Source organism: Myxococcus sp. XM-1-1-1 (assembly GCF_020037095.1).
In the GTDB taxonomy this organism is placed as follows: domain Bacteria; phylum Myxococcota; class Myxococcia; order Myxococcales; family Myxococcaceae; genus Myxococcus; species Myxococcus fulvus.
Map to the genome: position 1 here is coordinate 53,213 of NZ_JAIQDH010000020.1, position 17,925 is coordinate 71,137.

Consider the following 17,925-nt stretch of genomic DNA (forward strand, 5'->3'; position numbering starts at 1 on the left):
AGAGTGCCAGAAAGGAAGGGACTCAGCCGCGACGAAGCACCGACGCGGGGTCCACGCTCGCCGCCCTGCGAGCCGGAAGCCAGCTCGCCAGCCAGGCGGTACCCAGGAGCAACAGCGCCACGCCCGCCAACACCGGAACATCCAGCGCGCCCATGCCATACAGCAGCCCTTCCATGATGCGATGGGCCGCCAGCGCGCCCAGCAGGCCCAGGCCCAACCCCAGCCCCACCCGCCGCAGCGCCTGCCCCACCACCAGCCACAGCACATCCACGCCGCGCGCGCCCAGCGCCAGCCGCACCCCCATCTCGTGCGAGCGCTGCGCCACCGAGTACGACATCACGCCGTAGATGCCCACCGCCGCGAGCACCAGCGCCAGCACGCCGAAGGCCCCCAACAGCACCGCCCGGAAGCGCGGCTGTCCCAAGTCCATCGCCAGCCGCTCCTCCAGCGTGCTCGCGCGCGCCAGCGCCACCGAGGAGTCCACCGCGCGCAGCTCCTCGCGCACCACCGACTCCAGCGTCCTCGGGTCCAGGCCCGGCGCCGCCCGCACCGCGAGCTGCCCGTCCGTCGTCGGCTCCTGCGCCATGGGGACGTACGCGGTGGGCTCGTGCCCCGTCTCCACCCCCGCGTACGCCACGTCCGCCACCACGCCCACCACCGTCGTCCACAGCGGGTTGCCCTGCTCGTCGTCACCTCCGAAGGAGATGCGGCGGCCAATCGGGTCCTGGTCCGGGAAGACCTCGCGCGCGAAGCGCTCGCTCACCACCGCGACCCGGGGCGCCTTCGCTCCGTCCGCCTCCGTCAGGAGCCGCCCCGCCCGCAGCGGCACGCGCAGCGCCTCCAGGAAGCCCGGCGTGGCGGCGTTGATGAGCGCGTCGGGACGCACGGGTGGATCCTCGGAGCCCTCCTTCCAGTAACCCGAGCGCGAGATGGAGCCCCCCGCCGGAAGGCTCTCGCCCACGCCCACGCCAGCGACCTCCGGACGCGCGGAGAGCCGCGCCGTCAGCTCCCGATGGAAGGCCTCCGTTCGCTCCGGCGTGTCATAGCGGCCCTGCGGCAGCGCCAGCCGGGCCACGAAGACGCCCGCCGGGTCCAGGCCCGGGTCGGACTGGTACATCCGCCAGAAGCTCTTGAGCATCAACCCCGCCGAGGTGACGAGCATCAGCGCGAGCGCCACCTCCGCCACCACCAGCGCCGCGTGCGCGCGCCCGCGGGACGTCTCCGTCGCTCCGCGCCCCAGCACCGTCGCCGGCGACAGCTGCGTGCGCTGGAGCGCCGGCACCAGCCCCACGCCCACGCCCGTGGTCAGCGTCACCGCCAGCGCGAAGACGAGCACGCGGCCATGCACCACCACCTCGCCCGAGCGGGGCAGCTTGTCGGCGCCCAGCGCCATCAACACATCGGTGATCCACAGCGCCAGCAGCACGCCGCCCACCCCGCCCATCAGCGCCAGCAGCACGCTCTCCGTGAGGAGCTGACGCATCAGCCGGCCACGCCCGGCGCCCAGCGCCACGCGGATGCCCATCTCCCGCTGCCGCGCCGCCGCCCGCGCGAGCTGCAGGTGCGCCACGTTGGCCGCCGCCAGCAGCAGCACCAGGGACACCGCGCCCAGCAGCACCCACAGCAGCAGGCTGACGCCCTGGGTGAGGTGCTCGTCGTAGCGGACCACCCGCAACCCCAGGGTGGTGTCGTCCCGCGCGAGCAGCTCCTCGCGCAGGCCCTCCAGCTCGTGCCGGGCCGACTCCAGCGTCGCGCCCTGGGCCAGCCTCGCCGCGACGGCGAAGGAGCGGAAGCCCCGCTGCGTGCGCTCATCCGACGTGGCCGCGCCCGGCAGGCTGTCGAAGGGCACCCAGACCTCGGTGGTGAGGGAGGGCGCGTCGAAGGACGGCGGCATCACCCCAATCACCGTGTAGGGCTGACCGCCCAGCGTCAGCGTGCGGCCCAGCACGCCCGCGCCGCCGCCCTCCTTCAGCCAGCGCGCGTACGAGATGACGGTCAGCGGCGCGGCGCGCTCCTCGGGCGCGAAGGTCCTGCCCAGCATCGGCTTCGTACCGAAGGCCCCGAAGAAGTCCCCCACCACCACCGCGCCGCGCAGCTGCTCGGCGTCACCCTGGCCGGTGAGGTTCATCAGCCGCTGGCCGTACGCGGTCATCGAGCGCAGCTGCGTGGAGCGCCGCGCGACGTCCTCGTAGTTGGGCAGACTGTAGCGCGCCAGGGACTTCCCGGGCCGCGCGTTGGACAGCACCACCAGTCGCTCCGGCTCCGGGAACGACAGGGGGCGCAGCAGCACCGCGTCCACGACGCTGAACAGCGCCGTCGTCACGCCGATGCCCAGCGTCAACACCAGCACCGCCGCCACCGTGAAGACGGGCGACTGGCGCATCGTCCGCAGGGCGTACTTCACGTCCATCGACAGGTCGCTCAGCATGGCGTTCCTCGCGAAACTCTCAGGGCTTCTGGAGCCAGCCGTCGGCGAGCTGGATGATGCGGTGGCCGTAGGCCGCGTTGGCCTCCGAGTGCGTCACCTGGATGATGGTGGTGCCCTGCTGGTTGAGCGTCTGGAACACCTCCATGATGTGCTTCGCCTGCGCCGAGTGGAGGTTGCCCGTGGGCTCGTCCGCCAACAGGACCTTGGGCGTGGCGATGAGCGCGCGGGCGATGCCCACCAGCTGCTGCTGACCGCCGGAGAGCTGCGAGGGGAACAGGTCCTTCTTCCCCACCAGCTGGAAGCGGTCGAGCATGTCGCCCACCAGCGCCTCGCGCTCGCCGCGCTTGAGGTTGCGGTAGGACAGCGGCACCTCCAGGTTCTCGGCCACCGTGAGGTTGTCGAGCAGGTGGTACTGCTGGAACACGAAGCCGATGGTGCGGCGGGACAGCTCCCCGCGCTCCTTGGGCTTCATCGCGTGCACGGCCTGACCGTCCAGGGCGTACTCGCCCTTCCACTCGGCGTCGAGCATGCCCAGCACGGACAACAGCGTGGACTTGCCCGCGCCGGAGGGGCCCATCAGCGTGACGAACTCGCCGGCCTGGATGTCCAAATCGATGTTGCGCAGCACCCAGGTGCGGCCGCCCGCCAGGGGATAGGACTTCTCGACCTGGCGCAGGGAGATGAGGGGAGTGGTCATGGTGCGTGCTTCTTTCGTGCTCACTCGGAGCGCAAGGAGATGATGGGGTCCACGCGCGTGGCCCGGCGCGCCGGCAGCCACGTCGCCGCCAGCGCCACCGCGCCCAGCAGCGCCGCGACCCCCGCGAAGGTCCACGCGTCGTACGCCGCCACGCCGTACAGCAGCGAGCGCAAGAGGTGCGCGAGGCCCAGCGACAACCCCAGGCCCAGCACCACCCCCAGCCCCGCGAGGCTCAAGCCCTGGCGCAGCACCAGCCACAGCACGTCCGAGCGCGCCGCGCCCAGCGCCATGCGGATGCCCAGCTCCCGCGTGCGCTGCGCCACCGAGTAGCCGATGACGCCCGCGAGGCCCAGCGCCGCCAAGAGCAGCGCGGTGCCGCCGAACAGGCCCATGAGCAGCGCCGACAGTCGCCGCGCGCCGATGGACTCGTCCACCAGCCGCGTCAGCGGCGCCACGCCGAACAGCGGCACGTCCGCGTCCACCTGGCGCAGCTCGGCGGCGATGCCCGCGCGCAGCGCCTCCGGGGCCCCGGCCTTCGTCCGCACGGCGAGCGCCAGGTGCGAGCCGCCCAGCTGCGGCAGCGAGTAATACGCCATGGGCACCACCGGCTTGTCCAAGGCCCACTCGCGCGCGTCCTCGACGATGCCCACCACCGTGGCCCACTCGGCCTTCGGGTACCTCAACTTCAGCCGCTGCCCCAGCGCGTTGCCCTGGGGCCAGTACGCGTCCGCGAAGGTCTTGTTGATGACCACCGCCCACGCCGTGCCCGGGACGTCCGTCGCCTCGAGCAGCCGCCCCTCGCGCAGCCGCATGCCCAGCGTGGAGAGGTAGTCCGGGCTCACGGTGCGCAGCTGAACCGCGGGCCACACCTCGTCGGGGCCCTTCGTGCGCCCGTCGATGTCGAAGCCGAACGTCACCGAGCGGCCCAGGGGCAGCAGGTTGGTGAGCCCCGCGGACTCCACGCCGGGCAGGGCCTGGAGGCGCGTCAGGAGCTCGCGCTGGAAGGCGCCCTGCTGCTCCGTCGTCGCGTAGCGGTTCTCCGGCAGCGTCAGCCGCGCGGTGAGCACGCCCTCGGGCCGGAAGCCGGGGTCCACCGACAGCAGCGCCAGCAGGCTCCGGCCGAACAACCCCGCGCCCACCAGCAGCACCAGCGCGAAGGCCACCTGCCCCACCACCAACCCGGAGCGCAGCTTCCCGGAGCGCCCGCCCGCCGTGCCGCGCGAGCCCTCGCGCATCGCCGCGTTCAGGTCCGCGCGGCTCGCCTGCAGCGCCGGCACCAGCCCGAACACCAGTCCCGACAACAGGCTCACCCCACCGGTGAACAGCACCGAGCGCACCTCCAGCCGCACCTCGGCCGCGCGCGGCAACGCGTCACCCACGAAGGCGAGCAGCACGTCCGTCCCCCACAGCGCGAAGAGCAACCCCAGCGCCCCGCCCAGGAGCGACAGCAACAGGCTCTCGGTGAGGAACTGCGCCACCAGGCGCGCGCGGTTCGCGCCCAGCGCCGCGCGGATGGACACCTCGCGCTCGCGCGCCGCGGCTCGGGCCAGCAGCAGGTTCGCCACGCTGCCGCACGCCACCAGCAGCACGAAGCCCACCGCGCCCAGCAAGAGCCACAGCGTCCCGCGCACCTCGCCCACCACCTCGTCCTCCAGCGACTTCAGGGCGATGGTGCGCTGGCCCTGCGCGTACTTCGGATGCTCCTGGGCGAGCTGCCGCGACACCCGCTCCAGGTCCTCGCGCGCCGCCTCCAGCGTCACGCCGGGCTTCAGCCGGGCCATGACCTCCAGGAACCGCGTGTCGCGCTTGTCCTCGGACGCCAGCTCCGCCGAGGGCGCGAAGGGCTTGTACAGCTGCGAGCCCGCCGGGAACGCCACCCCGCGCGGCAGCACGCCGATGACGGTGTACGGCTCTCCGTTCAGCTGGAGCGTGCGTCCCAGCACGCTCGGGTCCTCGGAGAAGTGCGCGCGCCACGTCTGGTGCGTGAGCACCACCACCCGGTCATTGCCCTGCGTCTGTTCCGCCTCGGTGAAGTTGCGGCCCAGCATGGGCGCGACGCCGAGCGTGGGAAGGAAGGAGGCGGTGGCCTCCACCATCACCAGCGATTGCGGCGTGTCCACGCCCGTCAGCGTCACGCTGTCATCCGTGTACGCCGCCACCGAGGAGAAGACGACGGGCAGCCTCGCGGCGTCCTGGTACTCCGCCACCGAGGACGTCAGCCCCTTGCGCCCCGCGCGGGCGAAGTCGTTCGACACGTCCATCAGCCGGTCCGGCGCCGCGAAGGGCGGCGGCACCAGCAGCACGCCGTTCACCACGCTGAAGACCGCGCTGTTCGCGCCGATGCCCAGCGCCAGCGCCAGCACCGCCACCAGCGTGAAGCCGGGGCTCTTGCGCAGCGAGCGCAGCGCCAGGCGGACATCCTGAAGAAGGTTTTCCATGGGTGGGGAGTCCGCGTGTCGAAGGGGACGACGGACGGTCAGCGGCGCTGCTCGTCCTGCACGATGCGGCCGTCGAAGAGGCTCACCGTGCGCGTGGCGGTGCGCGCGTGCGCGGGGTCGTGCGTCACCATGCAGATGGTGGCGCCCGCCTTGTGCAGCTCGGAGAGCAACTGCATCACCGCCTCGCCGTTCTTCGAGTCGAGGTTGCCCGTGGGCTCGTCGGCCAGCAGGATGAGCGGGTCTCCCGCCACCGCGCGCGCCACGGCCACGCGCTGCTGCTGACCACCCGAGAGCTGCCCCGGCATGTGCCGCGCGCGGTGCGCCATGCCCACCTTCTCCAGCGCGCGCTCCACCCGCTGCTTGCGCTCGGCGGCGGGCATGCCCCGGTATGTCAGGGGCAGCTCCACGTTCTCGAACACCGTCAAATCACCGATGAGGTTGAAGCTCTGGAAGATGAAGCCGATGTGCCGGTTGCGCACCAGCGCGCGGTCCGTGGCGGACAAGTCCAGCACGCTCTTGCCGTCCAGCAGGTACGTGCCGCGCGTCGTCGTGTCGAGCAACCCCAGCACCGCCAGCAGCGTCGACTTGCCCGAGCCCGACGGGCCGACGATGGCCACCCACTCACCCTGGCGGATGTTGAGGTGGATGTTGGAGAGCGCGTGCGTCTCCACCTCCTCCGTCTCGAACACCTTCGTCAGCCCCTCCAGCGTGATGAGGGCCTTGCTCGGGTCCGCCTTGGGTCCACCGGAGAGCACCGCCGCGTCCTCGGAAGCGGGGGTCTCCACACTGCTCGTCGTCGTCGTCATCGCAATCTCACCCGCTCCACCGCGTCCCACGCGGCCATGTCCGAAAGCACCACCTGGTCACCTTCCGCGAGGCCCTGGAGCACCTCCACGGCATTCACCGAGCCCCGGCCCAGCTGCACCGGCACCCGCACGGCCTCGTCGCTTCCCGGCATCAAACGGAAGAGCGACATCGTCCCGTTGGGCTGCGCGCCCGCCGGGCGCCCCACCGACAGCACGTTGGCCAGCCGCTCCAGCTCCACCGTGCCCTCCACCGTGAGGTCCGGCCGCGCGCCCCGGGGCAGCTGGGCCGGCAGGGACACCTCCACCCGCACCGTGCCCTGGCTGGCCGCCGGCGCCACGCGCGCCACCGTGCCCTCGACGACGCCGTTGCGCGTGTCCACCAGCGCCTTCTGGCCCTGGACGATGTCGCGCGCCTGCGTCTCGGCGATTCTCAGCTCCGCCTTGAGCCGCTCGGGCTTCACCACCTTCGCCAGCAGCACGCCCGGCGTCACCCACTGGCCCAGCTCCAACGGCAGCTCCTGCAGCACGCCATCCTCCCCGGCGACCACCTTCATCGAGTCCACCTGGGTACGACGGAAGCGCGCGACCGCTTTCAATCGCTCCACCTGTCCGGCCTGCGCGGCCAGCTGGTCCTTCATGCTCGCGGCGACCACGGTCAGCTTCTTGCGCTCCAACTCCAGCCGGCGCGTCAGCTCGCCCGCCTTCTCCCCCTGCTGCCGCGCCTCGAGCGCGGGGATGAGGTCCTTCTGGGCCAGCGCCGTGTTCGCCGACGCCCGGCGCGCGGCGTCCGAGGACTCCGCGGTGAGCGTCTCCACCGTCGCCTCCTGCGCCAGCCGCTGCGTCTCCAGCGTCATCCGCAGCTGGATGTACTCGGCCTCCGCGCTCGCCAGCTGCCGCTCGGCCTCCAGCATCTGCAGCTGCACGTCCGGGTTGGACAGCTCCATCAGGAGCGTGTCCGCCTTCACCTCGGCGCCGGGCCGCACGTGGATGCGCTCCACGCGCCCCGCCGTGTCCGCCGTCAGCCAGCGGATGTACTCGGGCACCAGCGTGCCCGCGCCCTTCACCTGGCGCACCATGGGGCCGCGCTTCACCGTGTCCAACCACACCGAGGCCCGGTCCACCGACGGCGCCGCGGGGCGCAGCCGGCCCAGCCCCACCGTGACGAGGATGAGGGCGAGCGCGCCTCCGATGGCGAAGACCCAGGGCTTGCGGCGAGGCTTCTTGGCTTTGGGAATGTCCACGCCAGGCCCTAGAGCGAGCCGCGTGCCAACACCTCCTCGCGCACCAACCCCACAGAATCGTTGGAGGCAGGGCCCCCCTCGCCCCAGGCCGTGCCCGCTTCCGCGAAGTGATGTCCCAGAAGCGAACAACCGCGCGACCCGGATGCGCGTGCGGTCCGGCCCGGCAAACACTCCCCGTCTCCCGGGTGAGGTCAGCGTCGACTAGAATTGCAGACTATGCAGTTAATACCATTCTAGAGCGTCAAAATTGACTCACAGCTTGTTCCCAGACGAAGCCACGGCAGTAGGCTGCGGTGCGAATGACTTCGTCCCTGCTCGAGGCCTTCCTGGACCACGCCCACGGCGCGCCAGCACGGCCGCTGCTCACGTTCGAGCGTGAGTCGACCTCCTACGGAGAGCTGGCCGCGCGCGTCGCGGCGCTCGCCCGGGGACTTCGCCAGCGCGGCCTGCAACCGGGCGAGCGCGTGGCGCTCTTCCTGGAGAACAGCCCGAGCTTCATCGTCGCCTACCTGGGCGTGCAGTACGCGGGGGGCGTGGTGGTGCTGGTGAACACGGCGTATCGCCAGGTGGAGCTGGCCCACATCCTGGCGGACGCGGAGGTGCACACGTGTGTCACCGGCGCGGCGGGCGTGGCGGAGCTGGCGCCGCTGCGCGAGCAGCTGCCCACGCTGCAGTGGCTGGTGACGGTGGAGGCGCCCACGGTGACGCCGCCCGCGTCGCTGGAGGTCATCGACTTCGACACGCTCGTCACCGAGGGCAGCCAGTCCACGCTGGCGCTGGCGCTGCCGCGGCCCGAGGACCTGGCGGTGCTGGGCTACACGTCCGGCACCACGGGGCGCTCCAAGGGCGCCATGCTGCTGCACAGGAACCTGCTGGCCAACGTCAAGGCCGTCACCGAGGCGTGGCGGTGGACGGCGGCGGACCGGCTGCTGCACACCCTGCCGTTGTTCCACACGCACGGCTTGATGGTGGGCCTGCACGGCACGCTGTACACGGGCGCGAGCCTGGAGCTGCACCGGCGCTTCGTGGCCACCGACGCGCTGGCGACGTTGCGCGATGACACGTCGCTGACGATGTTCTTTGGTGTGCCCACCATGTATGGACGATTGCTGGAGGAGTCGCGACGCACGGGCGTGAAGCCCCGGGAGCTGAGGCTCTGGGTCTCCGGCTCGGCGCCCCTGAGCCCCCAGCTGTTCCATGACATCGAGCACGACTTCGGCGCGCGCATCCTCGAGCGCTACGGCATGACGGAAACCATCATGAACACCACCAACCCGTACGACGGCGAGCGCCGCCCCGGCACGGTGGGCTTCCCCTTCCCCGGCCAGGAGGCCCGCGTGGTGGACGTGCGCACCCGCCGCCCGCTGCCCCAGGGCGAGACGGGGGAAATCGAGGTCCGCGGCCCCCACGTCTTCGCCGGCTACTGGCGGCGTCCGGACGCGACGAGCGAGTCGTTCGACTCGGAGGGGTGGTTCCACACCGGGGACCTGGGCGAGCTCGACGCGGACGGCTACCTGCGCATCACCGGGCGGGCGCGCGAGCTCATCATCTGCGGGGGCTTCAACGTGTACCCGCGCGAGGTGGAGGAGGTGCTCGCCACCCACCCGGGCGTGGCCGAGGTGGCGGTGCTGGGCCTGCCGGACGCGGACTACGGCGAGCAGGTGGTCGCCGTGGTGGTGCCCCCGCCGGGCGTGCACGCCCCGGAGGCCCAGGCGCTGGTGGAGTGGTGCAAGGACCGGCTGGCCAGCTTCAAGAAGCCCCGCCGCGTCGTCTTCATGGACTCCCTGCCGCGAAACGCGCTGGGCAAGGTGCAGAAACACCTGCTGCGAGCGCGCCTGCGGTGAGCCACCTCGAGCGCAATATTCCGAACACACCTCACGCAAATGCGTGGCTTGCGCCGGACTTTCCCCTAGCTTTGCGCCCAGGGGCGCGCGGGTGGAATGACGTCTGGCGAGATGCGGCCCATGAGCGCGCCGAGGGCGCCTGGCGAAGGGAGGAAGGGCTTCGATGAAGCGGCTGCTCATCGTCGATGACGAGCTGGCCATCGTCGAGGCGCTCCAGGACATCCTCTCCGTGGAGGGCTACGGCATCCTCACCGCCTTCAACGGCGCGGAGGGGCTCCAGCGGATGGCGGACATCAAGCCGGACCTGGTGCTGCTGGACCTGATGATGCCGGTGATGGACGGGCGGGAGATGCTGCGCCGCATGCGCGACGACCCCGCCCTGAAGACCATCCCCGTCGTCGTCATGAGCGCCGGGCGCATCTCCGACGAGGAGCGGCGCTCCAGCGCGAGGTTCCTGGCCAAGCCCTTCGAGCTGGACCTGCTGCTGGACACCATCAGCGAGCTCTTGGGCGGCCCCAACGGGCCCGTGCCCGGGAGCGGCGAGGGCTCCCAGGGCTGAGGCCCTCGAGCGTGACGCCGCTCAGCCCGGCGTCGCGCGGAAGAGCGTGTCCCGGTAGTACTGGAGCTCGTTGATGCTCGAGCGCAGGTCCGCGAGCGCGGTGTGCCCGGAGGGCGGCTTGCGCGGCTCGACGAGGTTCGGGTACCAGGCGCGCGTGAGGACCTTGAGGCTCGTGACGTCCACCATGCGGTAGTGCAGGTAGCGCTCGAGCAGCGGCATGTACTGGAACAGGAAGCGGCGGTCGGTGTGGATGGAGTTGCCGGCCAGCACGCCCTCGCCCAGCGGGCAGTGCTCGGCCACCAGCGCCGTCACCTCGCGCTCGGCCACGCGCAGCGAGGTGCTGGAGGCGCGCACCTTCTCCAGGAGGCCGTTGCGCGTGTGCATCTCGCGCACGACGGGCTCCATGCGCAGGAGCACCTCCTCCGGCTGCCAGATGACCCGCTCGATTTCCGCGAGCGGGCGCAGGTCGGGGCCGGTGATGATGACGCCAATCTCGATGATGGCGCAGGACTCGGGGTCCAACCCGGTCATCTCCAGGTCCAACCAGACGAAGCGTGGTTCACGCGAGGGCATGCACCTGCCTATAGCAGCCCGCGCGTCCGGGCGGTGCGCCAAAGCTTGGCTCCGGCGCGAGCCCCCGACGGTCCACGGCCCGTCCGCGCGCCGTCGCACCGCGAGTCCCCAGGACGACCTCACTCGCGCGCGGCGAACCCGGGGGCGTCCAGGTGGCGGGAGAACCAGTCGGCCGCGCGGCGCGCCACGTCCCCCAGCGCGCCGGGCTCCTCGAACAGGTGCGTGGCGCCGGGGATGACGACCAGGGACTTGGCGCAGAGCAGCTCGTCGAACGCCTCCTGGTTCAGCTCGAGCACGTCCACGTCCAGGCTCCCCACCAGAAGGAGCGTGGGCGCGCGCACCCGCCCGAGCGCGGGCCCGGCCAGCTCGGGCCTGCCGCCGCGCGACACCACCGCCTGGACGTCCCCGGGATGCAGCGCCGCCGCCAGCAGCGCCGCCGCCGCGCCCGTGCTGGAGCCGAAGTAGCCCAGGCCCAGCCCCGCGAGCTCCGGCTGCGCCCGCGCCCAGCGCGTCACCGCGATGAGCCGCCGCGCGAGGAACGGGATGTCGAAGCGCAGCTCGCCGGTGCCCAGGTCCATCGCCTCCTCGTCCTCGGTGAGCAGGTCGAACAGCAGCGTGCCCAGCCCCGCCTCGCGCAGGCCGCGCGCGACGGCGACGTTGCGCGGGCTGAACCGGCTGCTGCCGCTGCCGTGCGCGAAGACCACCAGCCCGCGCGCGCCGGGCGGAACCCCCAGGCTGCCTCCCAGCTCCGCGTGGCCGGAGCGGACCCTCACCTCGCGAACGTCCACATCCAGGCTGACCTCGGTCGTCATCGCGGCGGACCTCTTGGATTGCGGGGGACTCCAGAACGCGTCACGGCTCACGACTCACATCCAGGAGCCGCCCGGGTCCGCGGACTCCAGCACCGAGCGCGAGCGCCACGGCGGCTGGCGCGAGCGCTCCACCAGGCTCTGCAGCTCCACGTCCGGGAACGCGCGGAAGTCGTCGTACGCCTCGGCCACGGTGCGCAGGCCCGGCTCCGTCTCCACGCACGACACCTGGTCCGCCTCCGCGCGCACCACCTCCAGCCCTCGCGGCGACGCCACGGGCGTGGCCATCACCAGGCGCGCCGGGTGCAACTGTCGCAAGGCGACGAGCGCGGCGGCGGCCGTGGCGCCCGTCAGCACGCCGTCATCCACCAGGATGACCGTGCAGCCGCCCAGCTCCGGTTGGGCCCGCCCGCGCAGGCGCCGCACCTGCGCCTCCACCTCGGCCGCCTCGTCGGACACCAGGGCGTCGACCTCCGCGCGGGGCATGGGCATAAGGCGCAGGGAATCCGAGAGCAGGAACCGGGCGCCGTTCTCGGAGACCGCGCCCAGCGTCATCACCCGGCCGGGGATGCTCAGTCGCCGCGAGACCCAGATGTCCAGGGGGACCTCCAACGCGCGGGCCACCTCGTACGCCACCCGGACGCCGCCCCGGGCCAGCCCCAACACGCGCACGTTGGAGCCCCGGTAGGGCAAGAGCGTGGCCGCCAGCCTGCGTCCGGCATCGGCCCTGTCGCGAAAGCGCATGCGTCATCCTCCTTGCTCCCAAGGAAAAGCACGGCCCGGCCTGCTTGCGCCGGAGGGGCGACCCACGGCCCGCCTGGAGGCATGTGCCCGGGGCGGACGGCGGGGGCCCGCGCTCCGGGGCACCGGGCGCGCTAGGGTGCGGCCCATGGACCCCCTCCTCCTCACCGGCACCGCCAGTCCGCACCTCGGGCGGGAGCTCGCCCTGGCCCTGGGCGTGCCCCTCGCCGACTGTCACTTCGAGCGCTTCCCGGATGGGGAGATGCACCTGGAGGTGCCCGCCTCGGTGCGGGGCCGCACGGTGGTGCTGGTGCAGTCGCTGACGCCGCCCGCGGGGGAGCACCTGCTGGAGCTGCTCCTGATGGCGGACGCGTGCTGGCGGGCCGGCGCGGCGCGGCTGGAGGCGGTGGTGCCCTACCTGGGCTACGCGCGACAGGACCGGCGCGCCCGGCCCGGCGAGCCCCTGGGTGGCCGGCTGGTGGCGGACATGCTGTCCCAGGGCCGCTTCGCGCGGGTGCTGGTGGTGGACCTGCACAGCCCCGCGCTGGAGGGGTGCTTCGACTCGCCCCTGGAGCACCTCACCGCGCTGCCGCTGCTCGCGGACGCGCTCTTGCCCAGGGTGAGCGACACGTCCGTGGTGGTGGCGCCGGACCTGGGCGCGGTGAAGCGCGCGGAGGCGCTGGCGCGGCTGCTCGGGCGCCCCTGGGCGGTGATTCACAAGGTGCGGCTGAGCGGGGACCAGGTGCACGCCAGCGGCCTCATGGGCGAGGTGCGGGGCAAGCGCCCCATCCTGGTCGACGACATGGTGTCCACCGGCGGCACGCTGGTGGCGGCCGCGGGCACGCTGCGCGACGCGGGCTGCGCGGACGACCTCACGGTGGTGACGACGCACGCGCTGCTCGTGGGCCCGGCGGTGGAGCGCCTGCGCACGCTGCCCCTGGGGCAGCTGGTCTCCACCGACAGCGTGGAGCCGCGCTCGGGGCTGCCCATCGAGCACAGGGTGGTGACGCTCGCGCCGCTGGTGGCCCGCGCGCTGCGGCCCTGAGCCGCTTCGCGTAGGGAGACGGAGCACACGCGGGGTGGGCCGCAAGTTCCGCCCGCGCCCCGGCGCGAGTCGGTCTAGGCTCCGGCGCCATGTCCGACACGTTGCTGACGAAGCGGGAAGCGGGGGTCCTCACCCTCACCTTCAACCGACCCGAGAAGAAGAACGCCTTCACGCATGCGATGTACGAGGCGGCCACCGCCGCGCTCCAGCAGGCGGCGACGGACGACGAGGTCCGCGTGGTGCTGCTCATCGGCGCCGGCACCGTCTTCACCGCGGGCAACGACATCGGCGACTTCATGGAGCACCCGCCCGCGGGCGAGGACAGCGCCGTGTTCCTCTTCCTCAAGGCGCTGGTGGACGCGCCCAAGCCCGTGCTCGCGGCGGTGGACGGCCCGGCGGTGGGCATCGGCACCACCATGCTGCTGCACTGTGACTACGTCATCGCCACCGAGCGCGCGCGCTTCCACATGCCCTTCGTGCAGCTGGGCCTGTGCGCCGAGGGCGCCAGCAGCCTGCTGTTGCCGCGCATGGCCGGCTACGCGCTGGCCAGCGAGCTGCTCCTGTTCGGCGAGCCCTTCGACGCGGCCACCGCGCTGCGCGCCGGCATCATCAACAAGGTCGTCCCCGACGCGAGCCTCCACGAGGTCGCCACCGAGCGCGCCCGCACCCTGGCCTCCCGCCCCGCCGAGGCCGTGCGCGTGACGAAGGAGCTGATTCGCGGCCCGCTGCGCGAGCAGACCCACGCCACGCTCGCGCGCGAGGGCGCGAAGTTCATCGAGCGCCTGGGCTCCACGGAGGCCCAGGAGGCCTTCATGGCGTTCATGTCGCGCGGCCGGAAGTAGCCCGCGGACCGCCCGGAGAGCCACGAAGGCCCTCCGGGCTTTGCGCGACACCCGCTTCAGCGCGTCTTCTGCAGCTTCGGCTGGGGGTGGGTGACGCGGCCGTCGAGGAACGACTCGACGCTCTGGGCCTGCGCGGCCTTCAGCGCCACGCACTGGTCCACCGACTCCAGCACCTGCGCCAGCGTGCGAGGCCCCCCCGGGGCCTTCTCGGCGCGCGGCGTGAAGAACTCCGCCAGCGCCTTGCGCTGCTCCTCACCGCAGAACGCGCGGCCCACGAAGGACAGCCGCCCCGCCGCGTCCTGCGGCAGGAGCGCGTCCGGCGAGTCGCCCACGAGCTTGTCGTAGTTCTTCGTCACGAAGTCGAACGCCACGCCCTGCGTCTTCACGTGCTGCGAGGCCGCGAACGCCATCCACACCGTCTCGCGCGGGTCCATCCCCTTCTCGAAGACGAGCCCCAGGTTCTGCTTCACCAGCTCCGGGTCGACGAAGCCGCTCAGCGCCAGAATCATGTCCCCGCGCCGCGAGCGGTCCTTCTCCGAGCGCACCGCCGTCAGCAGCTTCTGCTGGAAGGCCGCGTCCCCGTGCGCCGAGGCGATGGAGAGCACCGCGTCCACCATCTCCGGGTCCACCGCCGCGGGGTTGACGAGCCACTTGTCCGCGAGCCCCTTCGCCTCCGCCACCAGCTTCGGGTCCGCGCCGTCGCGGCCCGCGAGCCGGATGACGCGGGGACGCAACAGCCGCGTGTCCTCGCTCTCGCCCTTGCGCGGCGTGAAGCCGAGCTCCCGGGCCCGGGGGCCGTACGTCTCGCGCAGGAAGCGCGCCCGGTCCGCATGCCGGCTCTCCGGCAGCAGCCGCGTGCTCACCAGGTCCAGCATCTCCATGGTGCTCTCGACGATGACCCGGTCCGGGTCGTGCGCCGAGCGCTCCGCCAGGGCCAGCGCCTCCGAGGCCGGCAGCGCCCCGGCCAGCGCCAGCGCCCGCACGTCGCCCAAGAGCGCCACCCGCTCCGCGCGCGACAGCCTCGCCATGCCCGCCTTCGTCAGCTTCTTCGCCGCCTCGCCCGCCAGCTGGATGCGGAAGAACCCCGCGCCCTCCGCGTTGGGGAACACCCAGGCCGGGCACGTCTTCGCCTCCGTCAGGGCCACCTCGGCGCGCTCGCCCTCCAGCACCGTGCACGCCTTCGCGTCCTTGTTGCCCACCGCGTACTTCACGCACACGGGCACCTTCCACGTCTGCGGCTGGGGCGCCTTCGAGCCCAGGCGCAGGTAGCGCTGCTGGGTGAGCACCACCTTGGGCTGGCCCGCGCCACACTCGAGCGTCGCCGTCACCAGCGGCGCGCCGCCCTGGTCCAGGAACGTGCTCAAGACGCCCGTCACGTCCTGCCCGGCCTCCGCCGACAGCGCGTCCAGGAAGTCCTTCGCCGTGGCGTTGGCGTGCGCGTGCTTCTTCATGTAGCGCTGGATGCCCTTGCGGAACACCTCGCGCCCCAGCCACTCCTCCGTCATGGTCAGCACCGCGGAGCCCTTGCCGTAGGTGATGCCGTCGAAGGCGTTGTGGATGTCATTGGCGCTGTCGATGGGCTGGCGGATGCGGCGCGCGGACAAGAGGCTGTCGGCGTCCAGCGAGCGGCTGCGGTCCTGCACGCGCTCCACCGGCGCGTCCCACGTCGGCTGCCAGGACTCGACGATGCGCGGCGTCACCCAGGACGCGAAGGACTCGTTGAGCCACAGGTCGTCCCACCACGCCAGGGTGACGAGGTTGCCGAACCACTGGTGCCCCAGCTCGTGCACCTGCGTCTCCGAGAAGGCGCGCTGGCGGCCGATGGAGTCCTCCTCCGGCTTGGACAGCATGAGCTGCGAGTTGAACGTCACCAGGCCCGGGTGCTCCATGGCGCCGCCGAGCAGCGGCACCGCGATGACGTCCAGCTTCTCGTATGCGTAGGGGATGCCGAAGTACGCCTCCAGCGCGGCGAGGATTTCGGGCGTCACCTTGGCGGCGTACGTGCCCTCCACGGTGCGGCCGCGCGGGGTGATGATGCGCGTCTTCACCTTCTTCTGTCCGGAGTCGGCCGCCTCCAGGAAGTCGAACGGGCCCACGCCGAAGGCGATGAGGTAGCTGGGCAGGGGCTGCGTGCGGCCGAAGCGGTAGGTGCGGCCGCCGTCGGGGCGGGCCTCCTCTGCCAGCTGCGGCGTGTTGGTGACGGCCACGTTGCCCGCGGGCACGTGGAAGGTGAACTGCCAGGGCACCTTGAACTCGGGCTCGTCGAAGCACGGGAAGACGCGGCGCGCGTCGATGGGCTCGAACTGGGTGAAGACATACCAGTCACCGCCCTCGTTCACGCGGAAGGCGCCATCCGTCTCCTTCTCGGAGGCGATGCCCTCGTAGACGACGCGCAGCTTCGCGGTGCCCAGCGTCAGCGGCTCCTTCACGGAGAAGCCCAGGAAGTCTCCCGCCTCGCTCCGGTGCACGGTCGCCTCGCGCGGCGTGCCTCCTTGCGTCAGCGTGGCCTGCTTCACGGTGAGGTTCTTGCCGTGCAGCCACACGACGGTGGTGGGCTTCGACACGTCGAGGCCGATTTCCGCGACGCCCTGGAAGGCGGAGGCCTTCGGGTCCAGGGTGAGCTCCACGGCGTAGCCCTTGGGACGCACGTCCTTGGGCAGGCGCAGCGTGGGCGGCGTGGGGGCCGCGGTGGAGGGAGCCGCGGCGGTGGTCGCCACGGGCTCGGTGACCGGCGGGGTCTGCCGGGCACCGCATGCGGACAACAGGGCAACGGTGGCCAGCGCCACCGGACGGAGCAGGTTGGGCATGGCGCGCAGTGTGTCTTATGCCGAGCAGCCAGGGTAGCGCCGAGCGCGAGTGTGTCCTTGCCGGAAACTTCACTTCGGGGTGGAGTGCCCGCGTGTCCGCCTCCGCTCCCATTTCCGACCAGGTCGTCCCGGTAACGAACGCCCAGAAGCAGCCCGCGGAGCACCTGCGCCGCATCATCGGCACGCCGCCCGGCGCGCTGGTGAAGCTCCTGACGCGGCCCGTCTTCGCCTTCATCACCTGGCTGTCGCCCCAGTCGCGTGACGCACTCGCCCGCTTCGTGGGCAATCTGGCGTACACGCTGGGCATCCGTCGCCGCGTGGTGATGGACAACCTGGCGCGCGGGCTGCCGGAGAAGAGCGACGCGGAGCGGCGCGACATCGCGCGGGGCGCGTACATCAACATGTCGCGCGTGGTGTTGGAGTCGATTCCCGGTGGGGACCGGCTGCCCGCCGACTGGGGCGAGCAGGGGGTCGTGGGCCAGGAGGCCTGGGACGCGCTGCGGGCCCGGGTGGCCACGGGCCAGGGCGCGCTGCTGGTGACGGCGCACTTCGGCAACTGGGAGCTGCTCGGCGACATGCTGATTCGCTGGGGCGTGGGCATCGACGCGCTGGTGCGTCCGCTCAAGGGCGCGCTCAACACGCGCATCGCGGAGAACCGGCTGGGCTGCGGCGCGGGGCTCATCTATCCGCGCGGCGCCATCCAGGAGATTTCGGAGGCGGTGGAGCGCGGCGAGTCGCCCTACATGCTGCTGGACCAGGCGCTGCCGGCGAAGGCCGCGGTGTTCGTGCCGTTCTTCGGTCGGCTCGCGTCCACCACGCCCGCGTGCGCGGTGGCCGCGCAGCGCACGGGCGCGCCGGTGTTCGTGGTGATGGGCGTGCGCAGCGGCAAGGGCGCGCGCTTCCGGCTGGAGGTGGAGGGCCCCATCCCGGCGCCCGCGCCCGGTGAGTGCGCGGACCCGGTGACGGAGCACACCGCGCGCATCACCGCCGCGCTGGAGCGCTGCATCCGCAAGTACCCCGACCAGTGGATGTGGCTGCACCGCCGCTGGAAGGTGCAGCCGCCCGCGGCGACGGACGCGAAGCGCTGAGGCGCGC

Annotated in this window: 14 protein-coding genes; 5 read left to right on the plus strand and 9 right to left on the minus strand. The window is 72.3% G+C overall.

Annotated elements, in window-relative coordinates; genetic code table 11:
- Positions 1-22 precede the first annotated feature (22 nt).
- From K8640_RS31100 to K8640_RS31120, 5 genes are read right to left on the minus strand one after another with little or no spacing between them, the layout of a single operon-like run.
- On the minus strand, positions 23-2,428 hold the full coding sequence (locus K8640_RS31100; protein ID WP_223750400.1) for an ABC transporter permease: 2,406 nt from the start codon (positions 2,426-2,428) through the stop codon (positions 23-25).
- Between the two features lie 19 nt (positions 2,429-2,447).
- Positions 2,448-3,125: an ABC transporter ATP-binding protein gene (locus K8640_RS31105; protein WP_223750401.1), complete on the minus strand. Its 678-nt coding sequence runs from the start codon at positions 3,123-3,125 to the stop codon at positions 2,448-2,450.
- 20 nt (positions 3,126-3,145) lie between these two features.
- Positions 3,146-5,563, minus strand: a complete 2,418-nt coding sequence (locus tag K8640_RS31110) for an ABC transporter permease (RefSeq protein ID WP_223750402.1) — start codon at positions 5,561-5,563, stop codon at positions 3,146-3,148.
- Between the two features lie 38 nt (positions 5,564-5,601).
- Complete coding sequence (locus K8640_RS31115; RefSeq protein ID WP_223750403.1) at positions 5,602-6,369, minus strand: ABC transporter ATP-binding protein; 768 nt, start codon at positions 6,367-6,369, stop codon at positions 5,602-5,604.
- Complete coding sequence (locus K8640_RS31120; protein ID WP_223750404.1) at positions 6,366-7,610, minus strand: efflux RND transporter periplasmic adaptor subunit; 1,245 nt, start codon at positions 7,608-7,610, stop codon at positions 6,366-6,368. The genes K8640_RS31115 and K8640_RS31120 overlap by 4 nt, the downstream gene beginning before the upstream one ends.
- A gap of 299 nt (positions 7,611-7,909) precedes the next feature.
- Here K8640_RS31120 and K8640_RS31125 point away from each other — a divergent pair, with 299 nt between their 5' ends.
- Both K8640_RS31125 and K8640_RS31130 read left to right on the plus strand, forming a co-directional pair.
- Positions 7,910-9,454: an AMP-binding protein gene (locus K8640_RS31125; protein ID WP_141330564.1), complete on the plus strand. Its 1,545-nt coding sequence runs from the start codon at positions 7,910-7,912 to the stop codon at positions 9,452-9,454.
- 163 nt (positions 9,455-9,617) lie between these two features.
- Positions 9,618-10,013, plus strand: coding sequence for a response regulator (locus K8640_RS31130; protein WP_223750405.1), 396 nt, complete (start codon positions 9,618-9,620; stop codon positions 10,011-10,013).
- A gap of 21 nt (positions 10,014-10,034) precedes the next feature.
- Here K8640_RS31130 and orn read toward each other — a convergent pair whose 3' ends face one another.
- The 3 genes from orn to K8640_RS31145 form a co-directional block, all read right to left on the minus strand.
- The gene (gene orn / locus K8640_RS31135) at positions 10,035-10,586 is read right to left on the minus strand and encodes an oligoribonuclease (RefSeq protein WP_046716931.1); all 552 of its coding nucleotides are present in this window, start codon (positions 10,584-10,586) and stop codon (positions 10,035-10,037) included.
- A 119-nt stretch (positions 10,587-10,705) separates the two neighbouring features.
- Positions 10,706-11,398: a dienelactone hydrolase family protein gene (locus K8640_RS31140; protein WP_223750406.1), complete on the minus strand. Its 693-nt coding sequence runs from the start codon at positions 11,396-11,398 to the stop codon at positions 10,706-10,708.
- 54 nt (positions 11,399-11,452) lie between these two features.
- Positions 11,453-12,139: a phosphoribosyltransferase gene (locus K8640_RS31145; protein ID WP_223750407.1), complete on the minus strand. Its 687-nt coding sequence runs from the start codon at positions 12,137-12,139 to the stop codon at positions 11,453-11,455.
- 136 nt (positions 12,140-12,275) lie between these two features.
- On the opposite strand from K8640_RS31145, the gene K8640_RS31150 reads away from it, so the two are divergent.
- Together K8640_RS31150 and K8640_RS31155 are read left to right on the plus strand one after the other, a co-directional pair.
- Positions 12,276-13,181 carry a ribose-phosphate pyrophosphokinase gene (locus K8640_RS31150; RefSeq protein WP_223750408.1) on the plus strand — a complete coding sequence of 302 codons (906 nt, stop codon included), beginning with the start codon at positions 12,276-12,278 and terminating at the stop codon, positions 13,179-13,181.
- Between the two features lie 89 nt (positions 13,182-13,270).
- Complete coding sequence (locus K8640_RS31155) at positions 13,271-14,023, plus strand: enoyl-CoA hydratase (protein ID WP_223750409.1); 753 nt, start codon at positions 13,271-13,273, stop codon at positions 14,021-14,023.
- Positions 14,024-14,079: 56 nt separating this feature from the next.
- Here the strand turns inward: K8640_RS31155 and K8640_RS31160 are convergent, their stop codons facing one another.
- On the minus strand, positions 14,080-16,830 hold the full coding sequence (locus tag K8640_RS31160) for a M1 family metallopeptidase (RefSeq protein WP_223750410.1): 2,751 nt from the start codon (positions 16,828-16,830) through the stop codon (positions 14,080-14,082).
- 92 nt (positions 16,831-16,922) lie between these two features.
- On the opposite strand from K8640_RS31160, the gene K8640_RS31165 reads away from it, so the two are divergent.
- Positions 16,923-17,918: a lysophospholipid acyltransferase family protein gene (locus K8640_RS31165; protein ID WP_223750411.1), complete on the plus strand. Its 996-nt coding sequence runs from the start codon at positions 16,923-16,925 to the stop codon at positions 17,916-17,918.
- The last annotated feature ends 7 nt before the right edge of the window (positions 17,919-17,925 follow it).